The following is a 19,856-nucleotide window of genomic DNA, read 5'->3' as shown; positions in this document are numbered from 1 at the left end:
CCCGGCACGGTCCGGTGCGGCAAGGCCGTCACTCCCCGACGTCCTCGTCGGTCAGCGGTTCCAGCACTCCGTGTGTGTCGAGGCGATACAGCACCACGAGTGCCGGGCCGATCAGCACGACGGCGATGAGCGCGACGAACAGCATCCACCGCAGTGACGCGGTCGCTCCCGCCGCCTGCCGTACGGTCAGCGAGGTGGGCACCAGGTAGGGACGCTGCGCGAATCCCCAGGCGGCCACCACCGAGGCCACCGAGGCCACCGAGGTGTACCGCGCCCATCCGGCGTAGCGGCCGGAGACCAGCCAGGCCGTGGCGGCCACGGCGACCGCGGCGACCAGTACGAGCAGGAGCCCGATCCCGTGGGTGAGGCCGTGATGCACGTACGAGGCGTCCTCGTCGGTCACGGCCAGGCCGAGCGCCGCGAGGACCACGAGGGCTCCGATGCTGATCCGGGCGCGCAGCCGAAAGTAGCCGATCAGGCCGCGGGCGTCGAAGCGGCGTGCGTCCGAGGTGAGGAACACCGCGCCGAGGAACGCGGTGGCGGCGACGGTGAGCAGACCGGCGAAGATCGAGGTCGGGTTGGCCCAGGCGTCGGCCGAAGCGGTGGTCCCCGGCTTGACCCGGCCGGAGGCGACGCCGCCCGCGGCGGCACCCAGAAAGAACGGAGTGAGCAGGGAGGAGATGGCGAACGCGGCACCGTAGATTCGACGTTCGGCCAGTCTCCGGGTGGGCTTGCGCAACGCGAACCCGGCGCCGCGCAGGACCATGCCGACGGCGGCCAGCGCCAGCGGCAGCCACAGCGCGGTGAACACCGTCTGGAAGAACACCGGGAAGCCGGTCCACATCAGGATCAGGACGAAGATCAGCCAGACGTTGTTGACCTCCCACACCGGTGCCATCGCGTGGTCGATCAGCCGGCGCGGGGCCTTCCCGCGCTCGGCTCCGCCGGCCAGCAGGTCCCAGAACCCGGCGCCGTAGTCGACACCGCCGCCGCAGGCGTACGCGGCGATGACCAGGAGCAGGATCCAGGCGACGACGTCGACGGTCACGGCACGCTCCCGGGGTCGGGTCCGCTACCCGGTTCGGCGAGCGGTGCCGGGGACTTCGGGCCGGTGGTGACGAGTTGGGCGCGCGGACCGTAGGGGGTGTCGTTCTCGGGCCCGTCGGCGATCGCCCGGCCGGCTCCCGAGTCGGCGAGCCGCCAACGGCTGCGCATCTTGAGCAGTACGCCGAGGAACGCCCCGAAGACCAGGATGTAGACCACCACGACGACGGCGAACACGGTCCACAGCGCGCCGGCCCCGGTCGGGGTCACCGCTTCGGAGACCCGCATGTTGTTGTAGACGATCCAGGGCTGTCGACCCACCTCGGTGGTGATCCAGCCGCACTCGACGGTCACCACGCCGGCCGCACCCGCGAGGGCGGCGCCTCGGAAGAACCAGCGCGACCGCGGCAGGTCGCGGCGGCGCAACCAGCACCAGCCGTACCACAGCGCCAGGAGGATCAGCAGGCTGCCGATGGTCACCATGATGTCGAAGGCCCAGTGCGCGATCGTCGCCTGGGTCGGGGTGGGGCGGTCGGAGGCAGGTACGGCGGTCAGCCCGGTCACTGTGGTGTCGGGGCTGAAGCCGGCCAGGATGGAGTCGAGTTGGGGGATCTTGAGACCCCCCTTGACGCTTCCGTCCGATTGCAGGCGGCCGAACATGTACTCGGGTACGTGGGTGTCGGTGTCCCAGACGAGTTCCGTGGCGGCGAACTTGACGGGCTGCTTGTGGAAGACCGACCGGGCGATGGAGTCGCCGAGCACGAACTGCACGGGGGTGAGGACGGCGGCGATGGTGAACGGCACCCGGAACCCGAGCCGGTGGTAGCGGTCGCGGCGGCCCCGCAGCCAGCCGACCGCGTAGACACCGGCCACCACGTAGCCCGCGGTCAGGTACATCGCGACCACGAAGTGCCAGTACTGGGGCCCGAACATCGGCGTGAAGATCACCGATCGCACATCGACGTCCACCGGCTTGCCGGTCGAGTCGAGGGTGAAGCCCGCGGGGGTGTTCATCCAGGCGTTGGCGGCGATGATCCCGAACGCGCCGAGCAGCGCCGCCAGCGGCAGGGGGAGGCCGAGCCGGAAGTGCGTCCACGGCTTCAGCCGCCGCCAGCCGTACAGGTAGATCGCGATCAGGATCGCCTCTAGGAAGAACGCCCAGGCCTCCACGCCGAATCCGATGCCGAAGACGTCGCCCCATCGACCCATCATGCCCGGCCACAGCAGTCCGAATTCGAACGACAGGACCGTGCCGGTGACGATGCCGACCGCGAACTGCACGGCCATGACCGCGGACCAGCGCCGGGCCAGCAGCATGGCCACCGGGTCGTTCTTGCGCAGGCCCCGGTAGTGCATCACCAGCGTGATGAACGGCAGTGCCACGCCCAACGGCACCAGGGTGATGTGCGCGGCCAGCGTGAACGCCATCAACTCCCGTGCGGGAAGCAGCTGTTCCGGCGCTGCGGCCAGTATCTGGGTCGCGGGGTTCATACGGGCCTCGATGGCTGGTGCCGGGCGTCCTCGGGGGCGTTCGGCGCGCGGGAGGACGCGGCGGAGGGCGGGGCGGCCTGAGGAGCGGGCTGCGGGTCGGGCCGCGGGTCGGTCGCGACGAAGGCGCGTTCGCGGCGGGATCCGGTGGCGAAGACCACCGCCCAACTGAGCAGCGCCCCGATCCGGCTGCGGAAGCCGGTGAGGAAGACGATGTGGATGAACAGCCAGATCAGCCAGCCGATCAGCCCGGATGCGTGGAACCGGCCCATCTTGACGACCGCTTTGCCGCGGGAGATGTACGCGGCGCTGCCGAGATCCAGGTATCGGAACGGACGCGCCTTGCCGGTCCTGCCCTCGACGGCGTGGCGGATCCGGCGGCCGGCGTAGGCGCCGCTCTGCATCGCGACCTCGGCCAGACCGGGCAGCTTGTCCAGGCTCATCAGGTCGCCGACCACCCGGATCTCCGGATGGCCCGCGATCGTCAGGTCGGGCTCGACCCGGATGCGGCCCGCCCGGTCCTGCTCGGCCCCGGTGGCCCTGGCCAGCACCGTCGCCAGCGGCGGTGCCTCGACCCCGGCCGTCCACAGCACCGTGCGCGCGTCCACCCGCTCGGTGCCGCCGTCCTTGTGGCGCACGGTCAGGCCCCGGTCGTCCACGTGGGTGACGATCGAGCCGAGGTGCACCTCCACGCCGAGGTCGGCCAGGGTGCGGGCGGCCCGACGGGACAGGACGGGACCGAAGGCGGCGAGCACCGCGTCCGACGCGTCGAAGAGCAGTACCCGGGCCCGACTCGGGTCGATGGTGGAGAACTCCCGGTTGAGCGTGTGGCCGGCGATCTCACGGATCTGGCCGGCCAGTTCGACCCCGGTCGGGCCGCCCCCCACCAGGGCGAAGGTGAGCCACTGCGCGCGCTCGCGTTCGTCCTCGGCGGCCTCGGCCGTCTCGAACGCGCGGTAGAGCTTGCTCCGCACGTTCAACGCGTCTTCGAGCGTCTTCATGCCCGGGGCGTGGGCCGCGAACTCGTCGTGCCCGAAGTAGGACTGGCGTACGCCGATCCCCACGATCAGGTCGTCGTAGGGCAGCTCGAGCATCCGGCCGTCCGGTCGCTCGGCCCGGACCACCCGGCGGGTGACGTCGACGTCGGTCGCGGTCGCTTCCAGGCAACGTACCTGGTCGTGCCGGCGCAGGACGGCACGCAGCGGCTGCGCGATCTGGCCCTCGGACAGGATGCCGGAGGCACACTGGTACAGCAGGGGCTGGAACAGGTGGTGCGCACAGCGGTCGACCAGGGTCACCGCGACCGGGGCGCTGCGCAGGGCACGTACGGCGAACAACCCGGCGAAACCACCGCCGAGGATCACCACCCGACGAGGGGTCACGTGGTCCTCCACGACGCCCTCACCCTCCGGTGGCGAAGCCGGGGAAGAGCGTCATGCCGCCGTCGACGTAGATCGTGGTGCCGACGACGTAGTCCATCAGGTCGGAGACCAGGACGGTCACCGCGTCGGCGATGTCCACCGGATCCCCGACCCGACGGTAGGGGATCAGTGTGAGGAGGTCGGCCTCGGCCTCGGGAGTGTCCCACGCGCTGCGGTTGATCGGGGTACGGATGGCGCCCGGGGCGACCGCGTTGACCCGGATGCCGCGCGGGGCGAGTTCCTGCGCGAGAGTCTGCATCAGCATCAGGACGCCGCCCTTGGACGCGGCGTAGTTCACGTGGCCCGCCCACGGAATGATCTGGTGCACCGAGCTCATGCAGACGATCTTTCCCGCCGAGCGCGAGACCTCCGGGACGACGCCGCGGCGCAGGAACTCCTTGGTGGCCTCCCGAGCGCACAGGAACTGACCCGTGAGGTTCACGTCCAGGACCTTCTGCCACTGGGCGAGCGACATCTCGGTGAAGGCGGCGTCGCGTTGGAGCCCGGCGTTGGCCACCATGATGTCGATCGTGCCGAACTCCTCGACCATGCGCGCGACCATCGCGACGACCTGGTCCTCCCGCGATACGTCGGCCTCGTGCGCGTACGCCCGTACGCCGAAGGACTCGATCTCGCGCACCACCTCCTCGGCGGTCTCACGGCCGAAGACGTAGTTCACGACGACGTCGGCACCCGCCTGTCCCAGTCCGATCGCGGTCGCCTTGCCGATGCCGGAGTTCGCCCCCGTCACCAACGCCTTCTGTCCTCTGAGAATGGGCGGCAGCACCGGCCGGCCGGGCCCGTCCACACCTGTGGTCATCGCGTCTCCCGTCATCGCCCGCGTGGTACCGAAGCATCACCCTCTCCGGCGGCACGCCGCGGGCGGCCGAGCGACGCGCACCGCCCACCCGATCGGAACAGCCGCGCCCATCGGATGGCGCAACCCCGCGCGGAATCGACCCCGGTCGCGGCGGGCCGGGCGCACTGCCGGGAGGCCGGCGCGCTCGTCTTGGCGGACGCGGCCACCGAGGTCGAGGCCCGGGCCGCGGAGCAGGCCGGCGCGGACGCGATGGCGACCACGCCGGCGGGCTACACCCCACCGTGCGCGGGGCCGAGGGCCCGGATCCGGCCCTGGTGGAGGCCGTGGCCGCTCGGGTGTCCGTCCCGGTGAGCGCCGAGGGCCGTACCACCGCCCCGTCGACGTGAGCACCGCGATCACCGCCCCGTCGACGTGAGCACCGCGATCACGGTGCCGACGAGCGCGCCGGAGCCGCGGTCGGCGCAGTCCTCCGTGTCCGGGCCCGGGGGCGAAGTCCAGGCGTTGGAGGCGCTGTTAGGGTTCGCTGAGTTCCGATTGCTCGGGCCGGGTTCGATCCGGTCGTCCGTTGGCTCCGGGAGGCGGATTCGCGGTGCCGGCGTGGTCGTTGGAGTTCGGTTGGGGACTCGCGCAGGTCGTGTTCGCCTGGGTGTTCGCGTTCGTGGGCATGTCGTTGGCGGTGAAGGCGCGCTGGTCACGGTGGACCTGGTACGGGGTGGTTCGCTCGGTGGTCACCACCGTATCGACCCTGTTCCTGGCCTGGCGCTATGGCTTCGAGCCGCACGGGGCGCGCGAGTTCCTGATGCTCGTGGCGAACAAGTACGCGGCGATGGCGCTGGTCGCCGCATCGCTCGTGCCCCTGCTCGGCGTCGTGATCGTGTCCCTGGCCAGGCCCGGTGAACGGTGGAATCGCGCGCGTCGGCTGGTGTGGAGCAGCGAGGGGATCGGCCCGGTGGCCACGGTGCCCGCTCTGGTCCTGGCCGCCGCCGGTGTGCTGCTCGCCTGGACGCAGGTGGTGGCGGACCTGGGCGGAAACAGCCCGCTCCGGATCCCGGTGATCATGATCCTCGTGCCGCCGACGGTCGGATTCGCCTTGACGGTGCCGGTATTCGCGGTCGGCTCGGTGTTCAACGCGGGCAACGCGCATCCGATCCTGCCTCCGCTGGCAGCCCCGTTCATGATGATCGCGGCGGTCGTGGCGGGGCGTGTCTCGGACGGCGTCATCGCGACCCCCGAAGCGGTCCAGGACGTCGTCTCGATCGCGGCCGTCGGCGGCGTGAGTGCCCTGAGCGTGTTGGAGATTCAACGTCTTCGCGGCGCGGGCCGCGGCTTCCGCAGCAGCGTGGTCTAGGGCGTGTCTTCAATCCCCGCCGAGCTCCACGACGCCCGGCGGGGATTGAAGACACGCCCCGGGCCGGAGCCCGACGAAGTCCGCGACGTCGACGTCCTCGGTGGGGACGCGCCCCGCGTCCTGCCGCGGTCTCGTCGATCGGCCTTCCGTTGCGACAACCCGTGACGTCCTGGTCGGAGCGCTCCACGAGGCCCGGCCGGCGCCGGTCGACGCCCGGAGCCGCTCGCCGTCGATCGCGGCCGGCCGGAGATACAGTGGAGGTTCAGGGGACGCTCGAGCACGCTCGTCTGCTCGGGGTAGTCGCTCGGTACCGGAGTGGGCCATGATCCTGCTGTTCGTTGTCATTGTCATCGGCGTCGCCGCCCTCGCCGCGCTGCTCGCGGGGACGGGACTGCGGGTGGTCCGCCAGTACGAGCGCGGAGTGGTATTCCGCCTGGGCCGGGTACAGGAACCGATCCGCGAGGCGGGTCTGACCCGGATCGTGCCGTTCGTGGACCGCATACGGAAGGTCAACACCCAGATCGTGACGATGCCCGTCCCCGCCCAGGACGGCATCACCCGGGACAACGTCACGGTCCGCGTGGATGCCGTCGTGTACTTCCGGGTGCACGACCCGGTGAAGGCCACGGTCGAGGTGCAGAACTACGAGTTCGCGGTGTCGCAGGTCGCCCAGACATCGTTGCGGTCGATCATCGGCAAGAGCGACCTGGACGACCTGCTGTCCAACCGCGAGGCGCTCAATCAGGGCCTGGCACTCATGATCGACTCGCCCGCGGTGGGCTGGGGCGTGGAGATCGACCGGGTGGAGATCAAGGACGTGGCTCTGCCGGAGTCGATGAAACGGTCGATGTCCAGGCAGGCCGAGGCCGAGCGCGAGCGGCGCTCGCGGATCATCACCGCCGACGGCGAGTTTCAGGCGTCGCGCAAGCTCTCCTCCGCGGCGGATGTGATGGCCCGCAGTCCCGCGGCGTTGCAACTGCGGCTGCTCCAGACCATCGTCGAGGTCTCGGCCGAGAAGAACTCGACGATCGTGCTGCCCTTCCCGGTGGAACTCCTGCGATTCCTGGAGAACGCGACCGCCACGTCCGTCTCGAAGAGCGCGCCGGTCGCCCACCACACGGCGACGCGGACGGGGAAGGCGCCGACCTTCGTACGCTCACCCATGTTGTCCCCTGCTCGTCCGCGTCCGCATCACGTGAAGAACCGCGGGTTCCGGCGGGCGGCGGTACCGCCGATGACACCGGGCGGTTCGGTGGCCTCCGCGAACCACTGAGGCGCGACACTGCCGGGGGACCCGGCGCGGTCCCCAAGCCTCCCGCGCGGGCGACCGGCCCGGTCTCCGTGCCTCCCCCTCGCGAACCGAGCCGACCGAGGCCGAACTCTTCGCCGCACTCATCTCGGGCCACCAAGCCTGCCTCGAACTGCCTCGGACTGCCTCGAACCGCCACACCCCATCAGCCCCTCCGCCGCCCGCCTGGTCTCCCCGCACCACACATCCCGAGAACATCGAATGGCCCACATGAACGTCCGGCCCTGTTTGAAGGATTGTGCAAAGGACGACTCTTCCCCGAACTGCATTGGTCTCAAGGGGTTGTCATGTCGCGTCGGGTCATGTCTGTCTGCCTCGTGGTCTCCGCTCTTCTTTCGTCGGCCGGTTGCGGCGACGACGACGACGGGAAGAGTGGTTCGGGTGCCGCGTCGGCGTCGCCGTCGGTGAGCTGTGATCCTCCCGGCCTGCCGCAGGACGAGTGGTTGCGGTTGTGCGGGCCCGGATCAGGTCGCGACACCGGGCCGGCGAACACCGCGCCGGTGGGGGGCTGGGTGGCGATGCCCAACGGCGTCGTGGTGTCGGTGGCGCGCGTGGAACCCGCGCCCGCCGCCGCGAGCGCCGCGCCGGGTTCCTTCCCTGCGCTGGTCACGATCACCGTGACCAACCGGTCGCAAACCCCGTACGACGTCTCCGGAGTGCATGTCAGCGAGATGAACCGCGTCGGCGGAGCAAGCGCACAACGCATCGCGCACGGGAGTCTGCCGCAGCAGGACTTCACCGGCACAGTGGCACCGGGGCAGTCGGTCTTCGCCCAGCAGCTCTTCGACGTTCCCGACTCCCTCCGTCCCGGTTTCCGCGTCGTCGTCGCCATGACCCCGCTCCCGTCGGCGCTGCCGGACGCCACGTTCACCGGCGCCCTGCCGCAGAGCGCCGGCACCACGCCCGCACGCTCGCCGTCCGCGTCGACCCCGTGACGCACGGCCTCGGCGACCGCACGGCGGCGGACACCGTCCGTCCGGAGATCATCCGAGCCGCCCCGGTGCTTTTCCGGGCACGATGGGCTGCCAACCCCGCACAGCCGCTCGGGATCACCGGAAAGCAGGAAACGACGTGAGCGCATCCACCACGTACGGCGTCCACTCCGAGGTCGGCAAACTCCGCAAGGTCCTGGTGTGCGCACCCGGTCTCGCGCACCGCAGGCTCACCCCGACCAACGCCGACGACCTTCTCTTCGACGACGTCATATGGGTCGACAGTGCGCAACGCGATCACGCCGACTTCGTCGACAAGCTCCGTGAGCGCGACGTCGACGTCGTCGAGTTGCACGACCTCCTCGCGCAGACGATGGCGATCCCCGAGGCGCGGTCCTGGCTACTGGAACGCAAGATCGTCACGAACGAGGTGGGACTGGGCCTGGTCGACACCACCCGTGCGTTCCTGGAATCCCTCGAACCCCGCAAGCTCGCCGAGTTCCTCATCGGCGGACTGGCCACCGCGGACCTGCCCGACGACTTCCGCAACGGCTACCTCGCCCTCGCCCGCGAGACCGCCGGCGTGCGCGAGTACCTCATGCCACCGCTGCCCAACACCCTCTACACCCGCGACACCACCTGCTGGCTCTACGGCGGCCTCACCCTGAACCCGTTGTACTGGCCCGCGCGGCACGACGAGACGCTCCTGATGAAGGCGATCTACACCTTCCACCCCGACTTCGTCGGCTCGACGGTGTGGTGGGGCGACCCGGAACAGGACTGGGGCCAGGCCACCTTCGAAGGCGGCGACATCATGCCGGTGGGCAACGGCGTCGTCCTGATGGGCATGAGCGAACGCACTTCCCGCCAGGCCATCACCCGGGTCGCCGCCGCCCTGTTCGCCCAAGGCACCGCGGAGCACGTCATCGTGGCCGGCATGCCCAGGCTCCGCGCCGCGATGCACCTGGACACCGTGTTCACCTTCGCCGACCGCGACCTGGTCACGCTCTACCCGACCATCATGGACGCCGTCCGCACCTTTTCCCTGCGCCCCGCCGACAACCCCACCGGTCTGGACGTCATCGACGAGGGCGCCACCGCCTTCGTCGACGTCGTCGCCAAAGGCCTCGGGCTGCCGAAACTGCGCGTCGTGGCGACCGGTGGCGACGCGTACGCCTCCGAACGCCAGCAATGGGACAGCGGCAACAACGCCGTCGCCGTCGAACCCGGCGTCGTGTTCACCTACGACCGCAACACCCAGACCAACGCCCTCCTGCGCAAGGCCGGCGTCGAGGTCATCACCATCGTCGGCGCGGAACTCGGCCGAGGCCGCGGCGGCGGACACTGCATGACCTGCCCCATTTCCCGCGACGCCGTCGAATTCTGACCCGGGACCGCGGGCGCCGGCACATCCCCGGTCTCCTCCCGCGGCTCTGCGAACCGCATGTCGAAGCCGCCGCCCACGTACCCGACCGCGGCGACCACGCACGCGGTGACGATCATCGCCCGGTGCACGGGCCGCCCGCCCCGGCCGGTGTGTGACCCACACCGACTGCGTACGACCGTCGAGCGCACGCTTCGGTGCGGAAGCGGTGGGGTCAGGCGGTCCCGTCGCCGGTGACCGTCGAGCCGTCTGCGGCGACACCGAGTTTCCCGGCCCAGGCCAATGCTCCCGCGTGCAGCGACTCGTGGTCGTCGGTGCTCGCTCCCGGATCGGAGTTCATCAGCTCCGCGAGCACCGCCCCGTCCACATCGCGCGCGAGGACGCGGCCGAGGAAGCGCGCGTTGACCTCCCGGTCCCGGTAGCCGCACTCGTCGAAGACCTCGGGCAACTCCTCGGCGTCGAGCACTCCGGGCGTGGCGTCGAAGGAGGCCGCGAGTCCGTCGTCCTCGACGAAGTCCGGATAGGACGCGCGTCCCCACGCGAGCGCACCGGGCTCCCACCAGTAGAGGTAGCCCATTTCGTAGCCGTCGATCAAGGGCCGCAGTGTCTCGGCCGGCAGCCAGGAGGGTGCGCCCGCCAACAGATCCACGGGCTCGTCCCCCACGTACGTGGTATCGCTGCAGTCGACGTCCTGGCCGTACAGCAGGGCCCGCCCGTCCGGTCGCAGCACCAGTGTCCACGTGCCGTTGGAGTGCCAGAACCCGAGTTCGCCCTCGTCGTGCGAGTAGTCGGAGGACAGTCGGGGGCTCTTGGTGAGTGCGAGCAACACCGTGGCGGCGGCGCGCGTCCACAACTGCTCGGGAGGGTCGAGGTTTTCCGGAAGCCCGGGTCGATCCGCCATGTCCGCTCCCATCGTCGCGCGCGCCTGCCCGGCGCCCACCGTAGCGTCCGCACCCGGCGAGCGTGGGCGAGCGACCCATGCGCTGCCGGCCGTTCCCCCGCACCGATCGTGGCCACCACGATCATGTCGGGCCGCGGCTCACCGCCGCCGTCGGGCTGCTCGGGTGATGCGGCCCTCGAAGCGCACGTCGGCAGTTCGCGGCCCCCGGGCGGTGTCGCCACCGCCCGGCGTGGTCGCCGCCGGCATCACGTGGGCGGGGACGGGGTCCTCGCGCCCGTTCGCGGCCCTCCCCCGCCGCCTTGATCGGGCCCTCGGACGCCGTATACGGCACGGGCGGTGGCGCCGAAGACCCGATCCCGCTCGGTGTCCGACAGGCCGGCGCAGGTGCGCTCCGCGAGCGAGAGAACCTCGTCGTACGACGCCGCGAGGGTGCACACCGGCCAGTCCGAGCCGAACATGGTGCGTGCGGGGCCGAACATCTCCAACGCGTGACGTGCGTAGGGAAGCACCTGCTCGACCGTCCACGCCCGCCAGTCGGCCTCGGTGACGATGCCGGACAGTTTGACCGCGACGTTGGGCAGCGCGGCGATCTCGTGCAGCGCGGCGGCCCAGGGTTCCCAGGCGTCGGCGCCCGCGCCGATATCGGGCTTGCCGATGTGGTCCAGCACGAAGGACTGTTCCGGATGCTCCCGGGCGACGCGGCCCGCGGCGGCCCACTGGGGTGGCTTGACGAGCAGGTCGTACACGAGGCCGGCGCTCGTCAGCGCGGCCAGTGAGCGGCCCACATCCGGGCGCAGCAGCCATCGCGGGTCCAGCTCGTCCTGTACCAGGTGCCGGATCCCGACCAGGCGCCCGCCCCCCGGGCCGGCGCGCAACTCGGCCACCCGATCGGCGACGTCGGGCGCGGTCAGGTCCACCCAGCCGACCACCGCGGCGACCGCCGTGGTCGGATCGGCGGCCACGGCCAGGAGTTCGGCGCTCTCCGCGGTGTCCGTGACCGCCTGGACCGCGATCGTCGCGATCTCGCCCGGGTTCGGTACGGCTGCCGCGAGTTCGGCCGACCCGAACCGACCGCGCAGCGGATCGGCCCAGGGACCGTCCATCCAGCCGTATTCGCGTTCGTTCGTGTCCCACAGGTGGTGGTGCGCGTCGACTCGGACGGGGGCCTTCACACCGCCCCCGCGGGAACGCGCGGCACGACGCCGAGTTCGGGGCGCGCGGCGCCGGGGGTTCCTGCACGCGGGTCTTTCACAAAAACGCCACTCCCGATCTCGTGAATCTCCCACACACGACAGTCATTCATCGGATCAATGAGGGCATAAAGCCCGAATTGCCGGAATTTCTGCGATTGCCACCTCGGATTGATGGGACCACTGAAACGCCATGCTCGGTCCGCTGTCAAGACTTGACGCCGCGCCGCCCCCACGGGATACCTGTGGTCCGATCGCGTCCGACTCACCGGCGCGCCATCGAATCGCCACCGGCACCAAGGAGTTCGAAGTCATGCGCGTAGCCCTGCACACCCGCCTCGCGGCGGGCCGCGAGAGCGAGTACGAGCAAGCCCACCGCGAGGTACCGGAGCCCCTGATCGCCGCGATCAAGGCGGGCGGCGCCCACGAGTGGAACATCTGGCGCAGCGGCCGGGACCTCTTCCACGTGATCGAGTGCGACGACTACGCCGCGCTGCTCGCGTCCCTTGCCGATCTGCCGGTCAACATCGAATGGCAGGCCCGGATGGGCGAGTTGACCGAGGTCGCGCACGACTACTCGACCGAAGGGGCCGACGCGGGCCTGCCGCTGATCTGGAGCCTGTGACCTCGCGACCGCGCCCCTGGTGGTGATTCCGAAGCCGGAGACACCGCCGGGGGCACGGTGGCAAAACGCGCCCCGCGCGCTTCGGTCACGGGGTCGGTCCGAGCCCCGGGCGACGGAACCGTCCGCGGTGCGGCAACAGGGCCCGTTTCCCCACCGGGAAACGGGCCCTTCGGCTCGCCCTGCCTCGATGCGGGACGAGTCGGCTCTCAGGTCGCGGCGGCGAGTTCGGCCCACAGGGCGGCCGGGATGTCCCACGCGCCCATCGCCGCCGCGTCGGTCGCCTCCGCCGCCGTGCGGGCGCCGACCAGGACGGTGGCGACGGCCGGGTGCGCGGCGGCGAAGCCGATCGCGGCGGCGCGCAACGGGACGTCGTACCCCGCGCAGATCGCCTTCAGCCGCAGGGCGCGGGCGAGCAGACCGGCGTCGGCCGGCGCGTAGTCGAAACGGGCGCCGGGGCGTGGGTCGGCGAGCAGACCGCTGTTGTACACACCGCCGGCCAGCACCGACACGCCGCGCTCGGCGCAGTGGTCGAGCAGTGCGGCGCCGCTGCGATCGAGCAGGGTGTACCGACCGGCGAGCAACACGCAGTCCACGTCGGTCTCGGCGACGAAGCGATCGAGCATCGCGGACCGGTTCATCCCGACCCCGATCGCGCCCACCACGCCCTGGTCGCGCAGTGCCGCCAGGGCGGGCACGGCCTCGTGCGCGGCCTGCTCCCAGTGTTCGTCGGGGTCGTGCACGAGGGCGATGTCGATCCGGTCCAGGCCCAGGCGCTCCAGGCTGGCCTCGAGACTGCGGCGCACGCCGTCGGCGGAGTAGTCGAGCACGCGGCGCCGGCGGGGCGTGTCGACGAACCCCTCGGCGGCGGTGGGCGCGGCCGGGTCGTCGACCAGGAGGCGGCCGACCTTCGTGGAGAGCGTGTACGCGTCGCGCGGGTGTCCGCGCAGGGCGGCGCCGAGACGCGTCTCGGACAGGCCCACGCCGTAGTGCGGGGCGGTGTCGAAGCAGCGGATCCCGGCCGCCCACGCGGCCTCGACGCTCGCGTGCGCCTGGGCCGCGTTGCCGGCGGTGTACAGGTTGCCGAACGCCGCCGCGCCCAGGCCGATCGAGGTCGCGACGACGCGCGTGTCGCCGATGCGGTTGGTTTCCACGAACGATGCTCCTTGTCCGGTAAACGGGCGTGGAGTCCGGGCGGGCGAAGCGTCGGCTTCGCCTGCCCGGACTCCACGATCCTGGCGTGTTCGCTACGGGTGCTACTCCGGCCGCAGGCGCAGACCTTGCATGCCGCCGTCGACGGCGAGCGAGGTGCCGGTGGTGGAGGCGGCCAGCGGGCTCGCCAGCGCGCAGATCGCGAACGCGACCTCATCGGCGCCGACGAGTCGGCCCATCGGCTGGCGGGCGTCCAGGGCCGCCCGCTCGCGCGCGGGGTCGTCGGCCGCCTCCAGCAGCCTGCCGACCCAGGGCGTGTCGGCGGTACCGGGGTTGACGCAGTTGACCCGGATGCCTTCGCGCACGTGGTCGGCCGCCATCGCGAGGGTCAGCGCCAGCACCGCGCCCTTGGAGGCGGAGTAGAGCGCGCGTTGCGGCAGGCCCGCGGTCGCGGCGATCGAACAGGTGTTGACGACGGCCGCGTGTGCGGAGGCGCGCAGGTACGGCAGCGCGGCGCGGGTGACCCGGACCAGGCCGACGACGTTGACGTCCAGCACCCGGTGCCACTCGGCGTCGTCGTTGTCGGCGACGGTGCCGGCCGCGCCGATGCCCGCGTTGTTGACCACGATGTCCAGGCCGCCGAGGAGTTCGGCGGCGGCCCGGACCGCCGCGGTCACCGAGGCGTCGTCGGTGACGTCGGCGGTGAACGCGGACAGTTCCCGGTCGCCGGCGAGGGCGGCGGGGTCGCGGTCGAGTATCGCCACGCGCGCGCCGCGGGCGGTCAGCATCCGGGCGGTGGCCAGGCCGATCCCGGACGCGCCGCCGGTGACCAGGGCGGTGCGACCGGTGAAGTCCCCTGCCGGCTGTGCGTTGCTCACGCGGACACCTCCACGGGAAGCGCCTGTGCGGCGCGGTCGGCGACCCAGAATTCGCCGTCGGGGTAGCGGAATCGGGCGATCGAGGCGGGGTTCATGGTCGCGGAGAATCCGGGCGCGAGCGGTGCCCGGTAGTTGCCGTCGGCGATCACGACCGGGTCGACGAAGTGCTCGTGCAGGTGGTCGACGTACTCGATGACCCGGTCGTCGATCCGGCCGCTGACCGCGATGTAGTCGAACATCGACAGGTGCTGCACGAGTTCGCACAGGCCCACGCCGCCGGCGTGCGGGCATACCGGGACGTCGAATTTGGCGGCGAGCAGCAGGATCGCGATGTTCTCGTTGACGCCGCCGACCCGGCAGGCGTCGATCTGCACGAAGTCGATCGCCTGCGCCTGGAGGAGTTGCTTGAAGACGATCCGGTTCTGCACGTGCTCGCCGGTGGCGACCTTGACCGGGGCGATCGCCCTGCGGATCGCCGCGTGGCCCAACACCTCGTCCGGGCTGGTGGGTTCCTCGATCCAGTGCGGGTCGAACCGGGCGAGCGAACGCATCCGCTCGATCGCCTCGTCGACGTCCCAGCGCTGGTTGGCGTCCACCGCGATGCGGATGTCCGGGCCGACGCTCTCCCGGGCGATCCGGCAGCGCCGGATGTCGTCGGCCGCGTCGGCACCGACCTTGAGCTTGATCTGGGTGAAGCCCGCGGCAACCGCCTCGCGGCACAGCCGGGCGAGCTTTTCGTCGTCGTAGCCCAGCCATCCGGGTGAGGTCGTGTACGCGGGATACCCGTCGCGGCGCAGCGCCCGGGCGCGTTCGGCGCGGGTGGGTTCGGCGCGGCGCAGGATCTCCAGCGCGTCCTCGCGGGTGAGCGCGTCGCCGAGGTAGCGGAAGTCGACGAGGTCGACGATCTGTTCCGGTGTCAGGTCGGCGAGCAGTTGCCACAGGGGTTTGCCGGCGCGCTTGGCCTTGAGGTCCCACGCGGCGTTGACCACGGCGGAGATGGCCATGTGCATGATGCCCTTCTCCGGGCCCAGCCAGCGGAACTGGCTGTCGCCGACCAGGGATCGGGAGAAAGCGCCGAGGTCGTCGAGCAGGTCGTCGAGCGGGCGGCCGACCACGTACGGGCGCAGCGCGTCGATCGCGGTGACCTGTACGTCGTTGCCGCGTCCGATCGTGAAGGAGAAGCCGTGGCCCTCGTGGCCGTCGCCGGCGTCGGTGCGGAGCACGACGTAGGCCGCCGAGTAGTCGGGGTCCGGGTTCATCGCGTCGGACCCGTCGAGTTCCCGGGAGGTCGGGAAGCGGATGTCGACCGTCGCGAGCTCGGTGACGACGTGTGGGGTCCGTGGCGTGGGCCGGGTGGGCCGGCTCACGCCGTTCGGGTGCTGCGGGGTCACGTGTGGCTCCTCGGTTCTCGGCCGTGCGGCCCGGCCGCCGCGAACGGGACGGGTTCCCTGGGGCGGGTTCCCGGTGGTGGGCTCCCGGTGGCGGGTGTCCGGGGCGGGCGTGGCTCTGACGCTCCAGACATCCGATGTATACCGTGCCCGACGCCCGTGCGTCCAGCATTCGTCCGATCAATGCTTGATTTCTGTTCGATCATTGACCGCAATCGACTTGTTTCATCGCCTCATCTAACATAGACATCGGATGATTACTCGGTCGACTGGTGTGGGTCGGCCATCCCCAGACAAACGGCGCATTCGAGATGCCAGAGGAGACCGCTGTGAAGCTAGTCCGCGTGGGCGAGCCCGGTTGTGAACGCCCGGCCGTGCTGGACCGGGACGGGGTCCCGCGCGACCTGTCGGGCGTGGTCGGCGACATCGACGCGGCGTTGCTCGCGGATCTGTCGGTGCTGCCGGATCCGGCGTCGTTGCCGGTGCTCGACGTGCCCGCCGGCGTGCGGTTCGGGCCGCCACTGGTCCGCCCCGGCAAGATCGTGTGCGTCGGGTTGAACTACCACGACCACGCGCGCGAGACGGGCGCGGAGACACCCGCCGAACCGATCGTGTTCATGAAGGCCCCCGACACGGTGGTCGGTCCCGACGACACGGTGCTGGTGCCGCGCGCCTCCGCGGCCACCGACTGGGAGGTCGAACTCGCGGTCGTGATCGGCCGTACCGCCGCGTACCTGACCGCGGACCAGGACCCGTTGGAGTATGTGGCCGGCTACGCGATCAGCCACGACGTCTCCGAGCGCGACTTCCAACTCCTGCGCGGCGGCCAGTGGGACAAGGGCAAGAACTGCGCGACGTTCAATCCGCTGGGCCCGTGGCTGGTCACCGCCGACGAGGTGCCCGACCCACAGGCGCTCGCGCTGACCCTGAGCGTGAACGGCACGCTCAGGCAGCACGGGTCGACGGCCGACATGATCTTCCCGGTCGCGTTCCTGGTCGCCTATCTGTCGCAGTTCATGACGCTGTACCCGGGCGATGTGATCAACACCGGGACTCCCGCGGGCGTCGCCCTCGGGCAGCCCGAACCCAAGCCGTACCTGCGCGCCGGCGACACGGTCGAACTGGCCGTCACCGGGCTGGGCACACAGCGACAGACCTTCGCCGACGCCTGATCCCGCGGATCCGTCCCGCCCGCCGGACCCGTCCGGCGGGCCCGTTCGGCCCGCGGGGCGCGCGGGACCTGTGGGGCCCGCGGGGCGCACGGGTTGTCTCGCGCGTGTGCGGCGTGTCCGGTGCGTCGGCGGATTCGCGCCGACGCCCGGCCCGTCGCACCATCGCGCGGCCCGCGGGCGCGTCATGCCATCTTGCGCAGCCACTGCTCGACACCCGCGATGTGCGCCGTCGACCACGCGCGCGCGGCCTCCGCGTCGCCGCTCTCCAACGCGTCCACGATCGCCTGGTGTTCGCGCACCGTCCGCGCCCACGAATCGCCCTGGGTCAGGCCGCGCCAGACCCGGGCGCGCATCGTGGGGCTGGACAGCGAGTCCAGCAACGAGCACAGCACCAGATTGCCGCTGAAGCCCGCGATCGCCTGGTGGAAGCGCAGATCCTGGTCGATCAGTTGCTCGGGCGTCGGGCTCGGATCGTCGACCCGTGCCAGGGCGCGCAACCGGGCGATCCCGGCGGCGTCGACGCGTTCCGCCGCCAGCGCGGTGGCGGCCGGTTCCAGGATCCGGCGGACCTGGAGGAAGTCGAGCACGCTCTTGTCGTGGTGGAAGTCCACGACGAACGCGATCGCGCCCATGAGCAGCCCCGGTTCCAGGCTGGTCACGTACGTACCGTCGCCCTGCCGCACGTCCAGGATCTGGATCAGCGACAACGCCTTGACCGCCTCGCGCAACGAGTTGCGCGAGAGCCCCAGCTTCGTCGCCAGGTCGGCCTCCTTGGGAAGCCTGTCGCCGGGCTTGAGTTCCCCGGAGACGATCATCTCCTTGATCCTGTCGATGGCTTCGTCCGTCACAGCCACGCCGATGATCCTTCCAGAGGTCCGATGACTACCAGTATGACGGCCCCGGGATCAAGAAGACAGTGCGGCCGGGTCTCAGCGCGTCGAGCACTGCCCGCGCACCCGCGCACCCGGCCACACCGGATCCGGCGCGGGGCTGATCTTCAGCACCACCGGTTCGGGCGCACCGGCTCGAACGGGCGGCAGCGGCAGGCTCGACAGGTTCTCCACGACGCACACCCCACCGTCCCCGCCGAGCCGGGCGCACGTGGCGTCCGCGCGACCGCGAGCGGCGGCAAGACCGGCGCCCCCGCGCCGGGCCGATCCAGGAAGGTCACGTAAAGGTCACCGTCGCACGCGGTGTCGCGCACCCGCAGGCCCTCAGCCGTCCGATCTTCCGCGACGGGCCAGGAACGACTCCCGTACACGACGTCACTCCCCATCGACCGCCGGCCACGCCCCCGACTCGTGCCAAGGACGACGGAACGCGCCTTGTCGGTAGGGCACTTCCCGCCGGCCGCCCTGGTGTGGGGCGCGCGACGACCGCCCCCACGAGCCTGCCGGGCTTCGGTGAACCGTGTCCGGGATCGCCGCCGCCCGGCCACCGGAGTGGCCGATTCCGTCATCACGCGACCGCGAATGACCGGTCTCGAACACCCGAGCTACCGGATGGTTGCGATCCGATTGCCGGCCGGCGCGTATGAAACAACCCGGTTAACTCACCGGGAAGGCCTTGCACGACAGAGATAGTACGTGTTCGGATTATCTCTGTCGGACGGTCCGCCGCCCGCACCGGAACTCCCGGCCGAGCCCTGCCCCAGGGCCGATCCGGCCTGCCCACCCATCACGGATCCCCGTCGCACCCGCCCCGCGAGCCCCGCTCGCCCGAGGCGGGCAGCGGACGGTGCCCGACCCGACCCCTGGAGCGTCACCGTGTTCGACCTGACCTCCGCAGACCTGCTCGACGCCTTCACCCGTGAACTGCGCCTGTGCAAGCTCGTCCCCGGCGAACACGTCGTCGTGCTCGCCGAGCCCGGCAGCCGGGGCGACTACGTCGCCGCCGCCTTCGGCGCCGCGAAAGCCTGTGGCGCGCACGTCATCGCGGCCACTGTCCCCGGCGGCAGCCCCGCCCCCATGCCCAGCACGCACACCGGCGCCGGCGCCGGGCTCACCTCGGTGCTCGAGGACCGCGCGGCGCAGGACCTGCTCAAGTCCGCCGACCTGGTGGTCGACCTGACCAGGGAAGGCTTCATCCACGCACCCGTGCAGCAGGAGATCCTGCGCGGCGGCACCCGCATCATCTTCGTCTGCGACGCCCCCGACGTCCTGATCCGCAACCTGCCCAAAAAGTCCGACAAGGACGAGGTGCTCAAGGGCGTCGAACTGCTCGCGTCCGCCCGCACCATGCGCGTCGGATCCGCCGCCGGCACCGACCTGGAGGTGCGACTCCAGGGTTCGAAGCCGGAGTTCCAGTGCGGATTCGCCGACGATCCGGGCCGGTGGGACCACTGGCCGAGCACCATGGTGCTGTGCTGGCCCGAGCTGAGCGACGGCCGCATCGTGCTCGCCCCGGGCGACATCCTGCTGCCGTTCAAGGAGTACGTCCGCGACCCGGTCACGCTCACCGTCGCGGGCGGCCACATCACGAACGTGTCGGGCGGCGCCGAGGCGCACCTGCTCGCGACGTTCTTCGAGGACGCCGACGACGAATGGGCTCGCAGCCTCTCCCACATGGGCTGGGGACTCATGCGCACCGCCGACTGGTTCGCGACCGCGATGTACGGCAAGGGCGACCTGATGGGCATGGACGCCCGCGCGTTCGCCGGGAACTTCCTGTGGTCCACCGGACCGCACCCGGTGCTCGGCCGCGAGTCCTACGCCCACCTCGACATCGCCATGCGCGGCTGCACCGTGTCCGTGGACGGCGCCGACGTCGTGGTGTCCGGCCGCCTCGCCGCCTGACGCACGACCGTT

General features: G+C 71.1%; 19 protein-coding genes. 8 read left to right on the top strand and 11 right to left on the bottom strand.

The window, feature by feature from the left end; translation table 11 throughout:
* Nucleotides 1-28: 28 nt before the first annotated feature.
* The 4 genes from ACWCPW_RS22205 to ACWCPW_RS22190 are packed head-to-tail and all read right to left on the bottom strand — an operon-like array spanning nucleotide 29 to nucleotide 4,773.
* Nucleotides 29-1,048 (bottom strand): cytochrome d ubiquinol oxidase subunit II, encoded by a 1,020-nt coding sequence (locus tag ACWCPW_RS22205; protein WP_449763322.1) that lies wholly within the window; start codon nucleotides 1,046-1,048, stop codon nucleotides 29-31.
* A complete protein-coding gene (locus ACWCPW_RS22200; RefSeq protein WP_449763321.1) occupies nucleotides 1,045-2,535 on the bottom strand; it encodes a cytochrome ubiquinol oxidase subunit I in 1,491 nt (496 codons plus the stop codon). Before ACWCPW_RS22200 ends, ACWCPW_RS22205 begins: the two co-directional genes overlap by 4 nt.
* Nucleotides 2,532-3,914, bottom strand: coding sequence for an NAD(P)/FAD-dependent oxidoreductase (locus ACWCPW_RS22195; protein WP_449763320.1), 1,383 nt, complete (start codon nucleotides 3,912-3,914; stop codon nucleotides 2,532-2,534). The genes ACWCPW_RS22200 and ACWCPW_RS22195 overlap by 4 nt, the downstream gene beginning before the upstream one ends.
* 19 nt (nucleotides 3,915-3,933) lie before the next feature.
* Complete coding sequence (locus ACWCPW_RS22190; RefSeq protein WP_449763319.1) at nucleotides 3,934-4,773, bottom strand: SDR family oxidoreductase; 840 nt, start codon at nucleotides 4,771-4,773, stop codon at nucleotides 3,934-3,936.
* A gap of 114 nt (nucleotides 4,774-4,887) precedes the next feature.
* Here ACWCPW_RS22190 and ACWCPW_RS22185 point away from each other — a divergent pair, with 114 nt between their 5' ends.
* The 5 genes from ACWCPW_RS22185 to ACWCPW_RS22165 all read left to right on the top strand — a co-directional run bounded on the left by ACWCPW_RS22185 (nucleotide 4,888) and on the right by ACWCPW_RS22165 (nucleotide 9,749).
* Nucleotides 4,888-5,124 carry a hypothetical protein gene (locus ACWCPW_RS22185; RefSeq protein WP_449763318.1) on the top strand — a complete coding sequence of 79 codons (237 nt, stop codon included), beginning with the start codon at nucleotides 4,888-4,890 and terminating at the stop codon, nucleotides 5,122-5,124.
* A 214-nt stretch (nucleotides 5,125-5,338) separates the two neighbouring features.
* Entirely contained in the window at nucleotides 5,339-6,121 is a 783-nt protein-coding gene (locus tag ACWCPW_RS22180) for a hypothetical protein (RefSeq protein ID WP_449763317.1), read from the top strand.
* Between the two features lie 322 nt (nucleotides 6,122-6,443).
* Entirely contained in the window at nucleotides 6,444-7,394 is a 951-nt protein-coding gene (locus ACWCPW_RS22175) for a slipin family protein (protein WP_449763316.1), read from the top strand.
* 338 nt (nucleotides 7,395-7,732) lie between these two features.
* On the top strand, nucleotides 7,733-8,365 hold the full coding sequence (locus ACWCPW_RS22170) for a hypothetical protein (protein ID WP_449763315.1): 633 nt from the start codon (nucleotides 7,733-7,735) through the stop codon (nucleotides 8,363-8,365).
* 136 nt (nucleotides 8,366-8,501) lie between these two features.
* Entirely contained in the window at nucleotides 8,502-9,749 is a 1,248-nt protein-coding gene (locus tag ACWCPW_RS22165; protein WP_449763314.1) for an arginine deiminase, read from the top strand.
* Nucleotides 9,750-9,960: 211 nt separating this feature from the next.
* Here ACWCPW_RS22165 and ACWCPW_RS22160 read toward each other — a convergent pair whose 3' ends face one another.
* Together ACWCPW_RS22160 and ACWCPW_RS22155 are read right to left on the bottom strand one after the other, a co-directional pair.
* Complete coding sequence (locus ACWCPW_RS22160; protein WP_449763313.1) at nucleotides 9,961-10,647, bottom strand: hypothetical protein; 687 nt, start codon at nucleotides 10,645-10,647, stop codon at nucleotides 9,961-9,963.
* 245 nt (nucleotides 10,648-10,892) lie between these two features.
* Complete coding sequence (locus ACWCPW_RS22155) at nucleotides 10,893-11,819, bottom strand: amidohydrolase family protein (RefSeq protein ID WP_449763312.1); 927 nt, start codon at nucleotides 11,817-11,819, stop codon at nucleotides 10,893-10,895.
* Nucleotides 11,820-12,150: 331 nt separating this feature from the next.
* On the opposite strand from ACWCPW_RS22155, the gene ACWCPW_RS22150 reads away from it, so the two are divergent.
* The gene (locus ACWCPW_RS22150; protein WP_449763311.1) at nucleotides 12,151-12,462 is read left to right on the top strand and encodes an L-rhamnose mutarotase; all 312 of its coding nucleotides are present in this window, start codon (nucleotides 12,151-12,153) and stop codon (nucleotides 12,460-12,462) included.
* A 206-nt stretch (nucleotides 12,463-12,668) separates the two neighbouring features.
* On the opposite strand, the gene ACWCPW_RS22145 is transcribed toward ACWCPW_RS22150, so the two are convergent.
* The 3 genes from ACWCPW_RS22145 to ACWCPW_RS22135 all read right to left on the bottom strand — a co-directional run bounded on the left by ACWCPW_RS22145 (nucleotide 12,669) and on the right by ACWCPW_RS22135 (nucleotide 15,856).
* Nucleotides 12,669-13,613 (bottom strand): aldo/keto reductase, encoded by a 945-nt coding sequence (locus ACWCPW_RS22145; RefSeq protein ID WP_449763310.1) that lies wholly within the window; start codon nucleotides 13,611-13,613, stop codon nucleotides 12,669-12,671.
* Nucleotides 13,614-13,715: 102 nt separating this feature from the next.
* Nucleotides 13,716-14,489 (bottom strand): SDR family NAD(P)-dependent oxidoreductase, encoded by a 774-nt coding sequence (locus tag ACWCPW_RS22140; protein WP_449763309.1) that lies wholly within the window; start codon nucleotides 14,487-14,489, stop codon nucleotides 13,716-13,718.
* Nucleotides 14,486-15,856, bottom strand: coding sequence for an enolase C-terminal domain-like protein (locus ACWCPW_RS22135; RefSeq protein WP_449763362.1), 1,371 nt, complete (start codon nucleotides 15,854-15,856; stop codon nucleotides 14,486-14,488). The genes ACWCPW_RS22140 and ACWCPW_RS22135 overlap by 4 nt, the downstream gene beginning before the upstream one ends.
* A gap of 350 nt (nucleotides 15,857-16,206) precedes the next feature.
* On the opposite strand from ACWCPW_RS22135, the gene ACWCPW_RS22130 reads away from it, so the two are divergent.
* Nucleotides 16,207-17,049, top strand: a complete 843-nt coding sequence (locus ACWCPW_RS22130) for a fumarylacetoacetate hydrolase family protein (protein ID WP_449763308.1) — start codon at nucleotides 16,207-16,209, stop codon at nucleotides 17,047-17,049.
* A 182-nt stretch (nucleotides 17,050-17,231) separates the two neighbouring features.
* On the opposite strand, the gene ACWCPW_RS22125 is transcribed toward ACWCPW_RS22130, so the two are convergent.
* Entirely contained in the window at nucleotides 17,232-17,903 is a 672-nt protein-coding gene (locus tag ACWCPW_RS22125; protein WP_449763307.1) for a FadR/GntR family transcriptional regulator, read from the bottom strand.
* A 75-nt stretch (nucleotides 17,904-17,978) separates the two neighbouring features.
* Complete coding sequence (locus tag ACWCPW_RS22120; protein ID WP_449763306.1) at nucleotides 17,979-18,113, bottom strand: hypothetical protein; 135 nt, start codon at nucleotides 18,111-18,113, stop codon at nucleotides 17,979-17,981.
* Between the two features lie 702 nt (nucleotides 18,114-18,815).
* Between ACWCPW_RS22120 and ACWCPW_RS22115 the strand changes: the two genes are divergently transcribed.
* Nucleotides 18,816-19,844 (top strand): hypothetical protein, encoded by a 1,029-nt coding sequence (locus ACWCPW_RS22115; RefSeq protein WP_449763305.1) that lies wholly within the window; start codon nucleotides 18,816-18,818, stop codon nucleotides 19,842-19,844.
* The last annotated feature ends 12 nt before the right edge of the window (nucleotides 19,845-19,856 follow it).

Source organism: Embleya sp. NPDC001921 (genome assembly GCF_053594475.1).
This window is presented reverse-complemented; position numbering and strand designations above follow the sequence as displayed.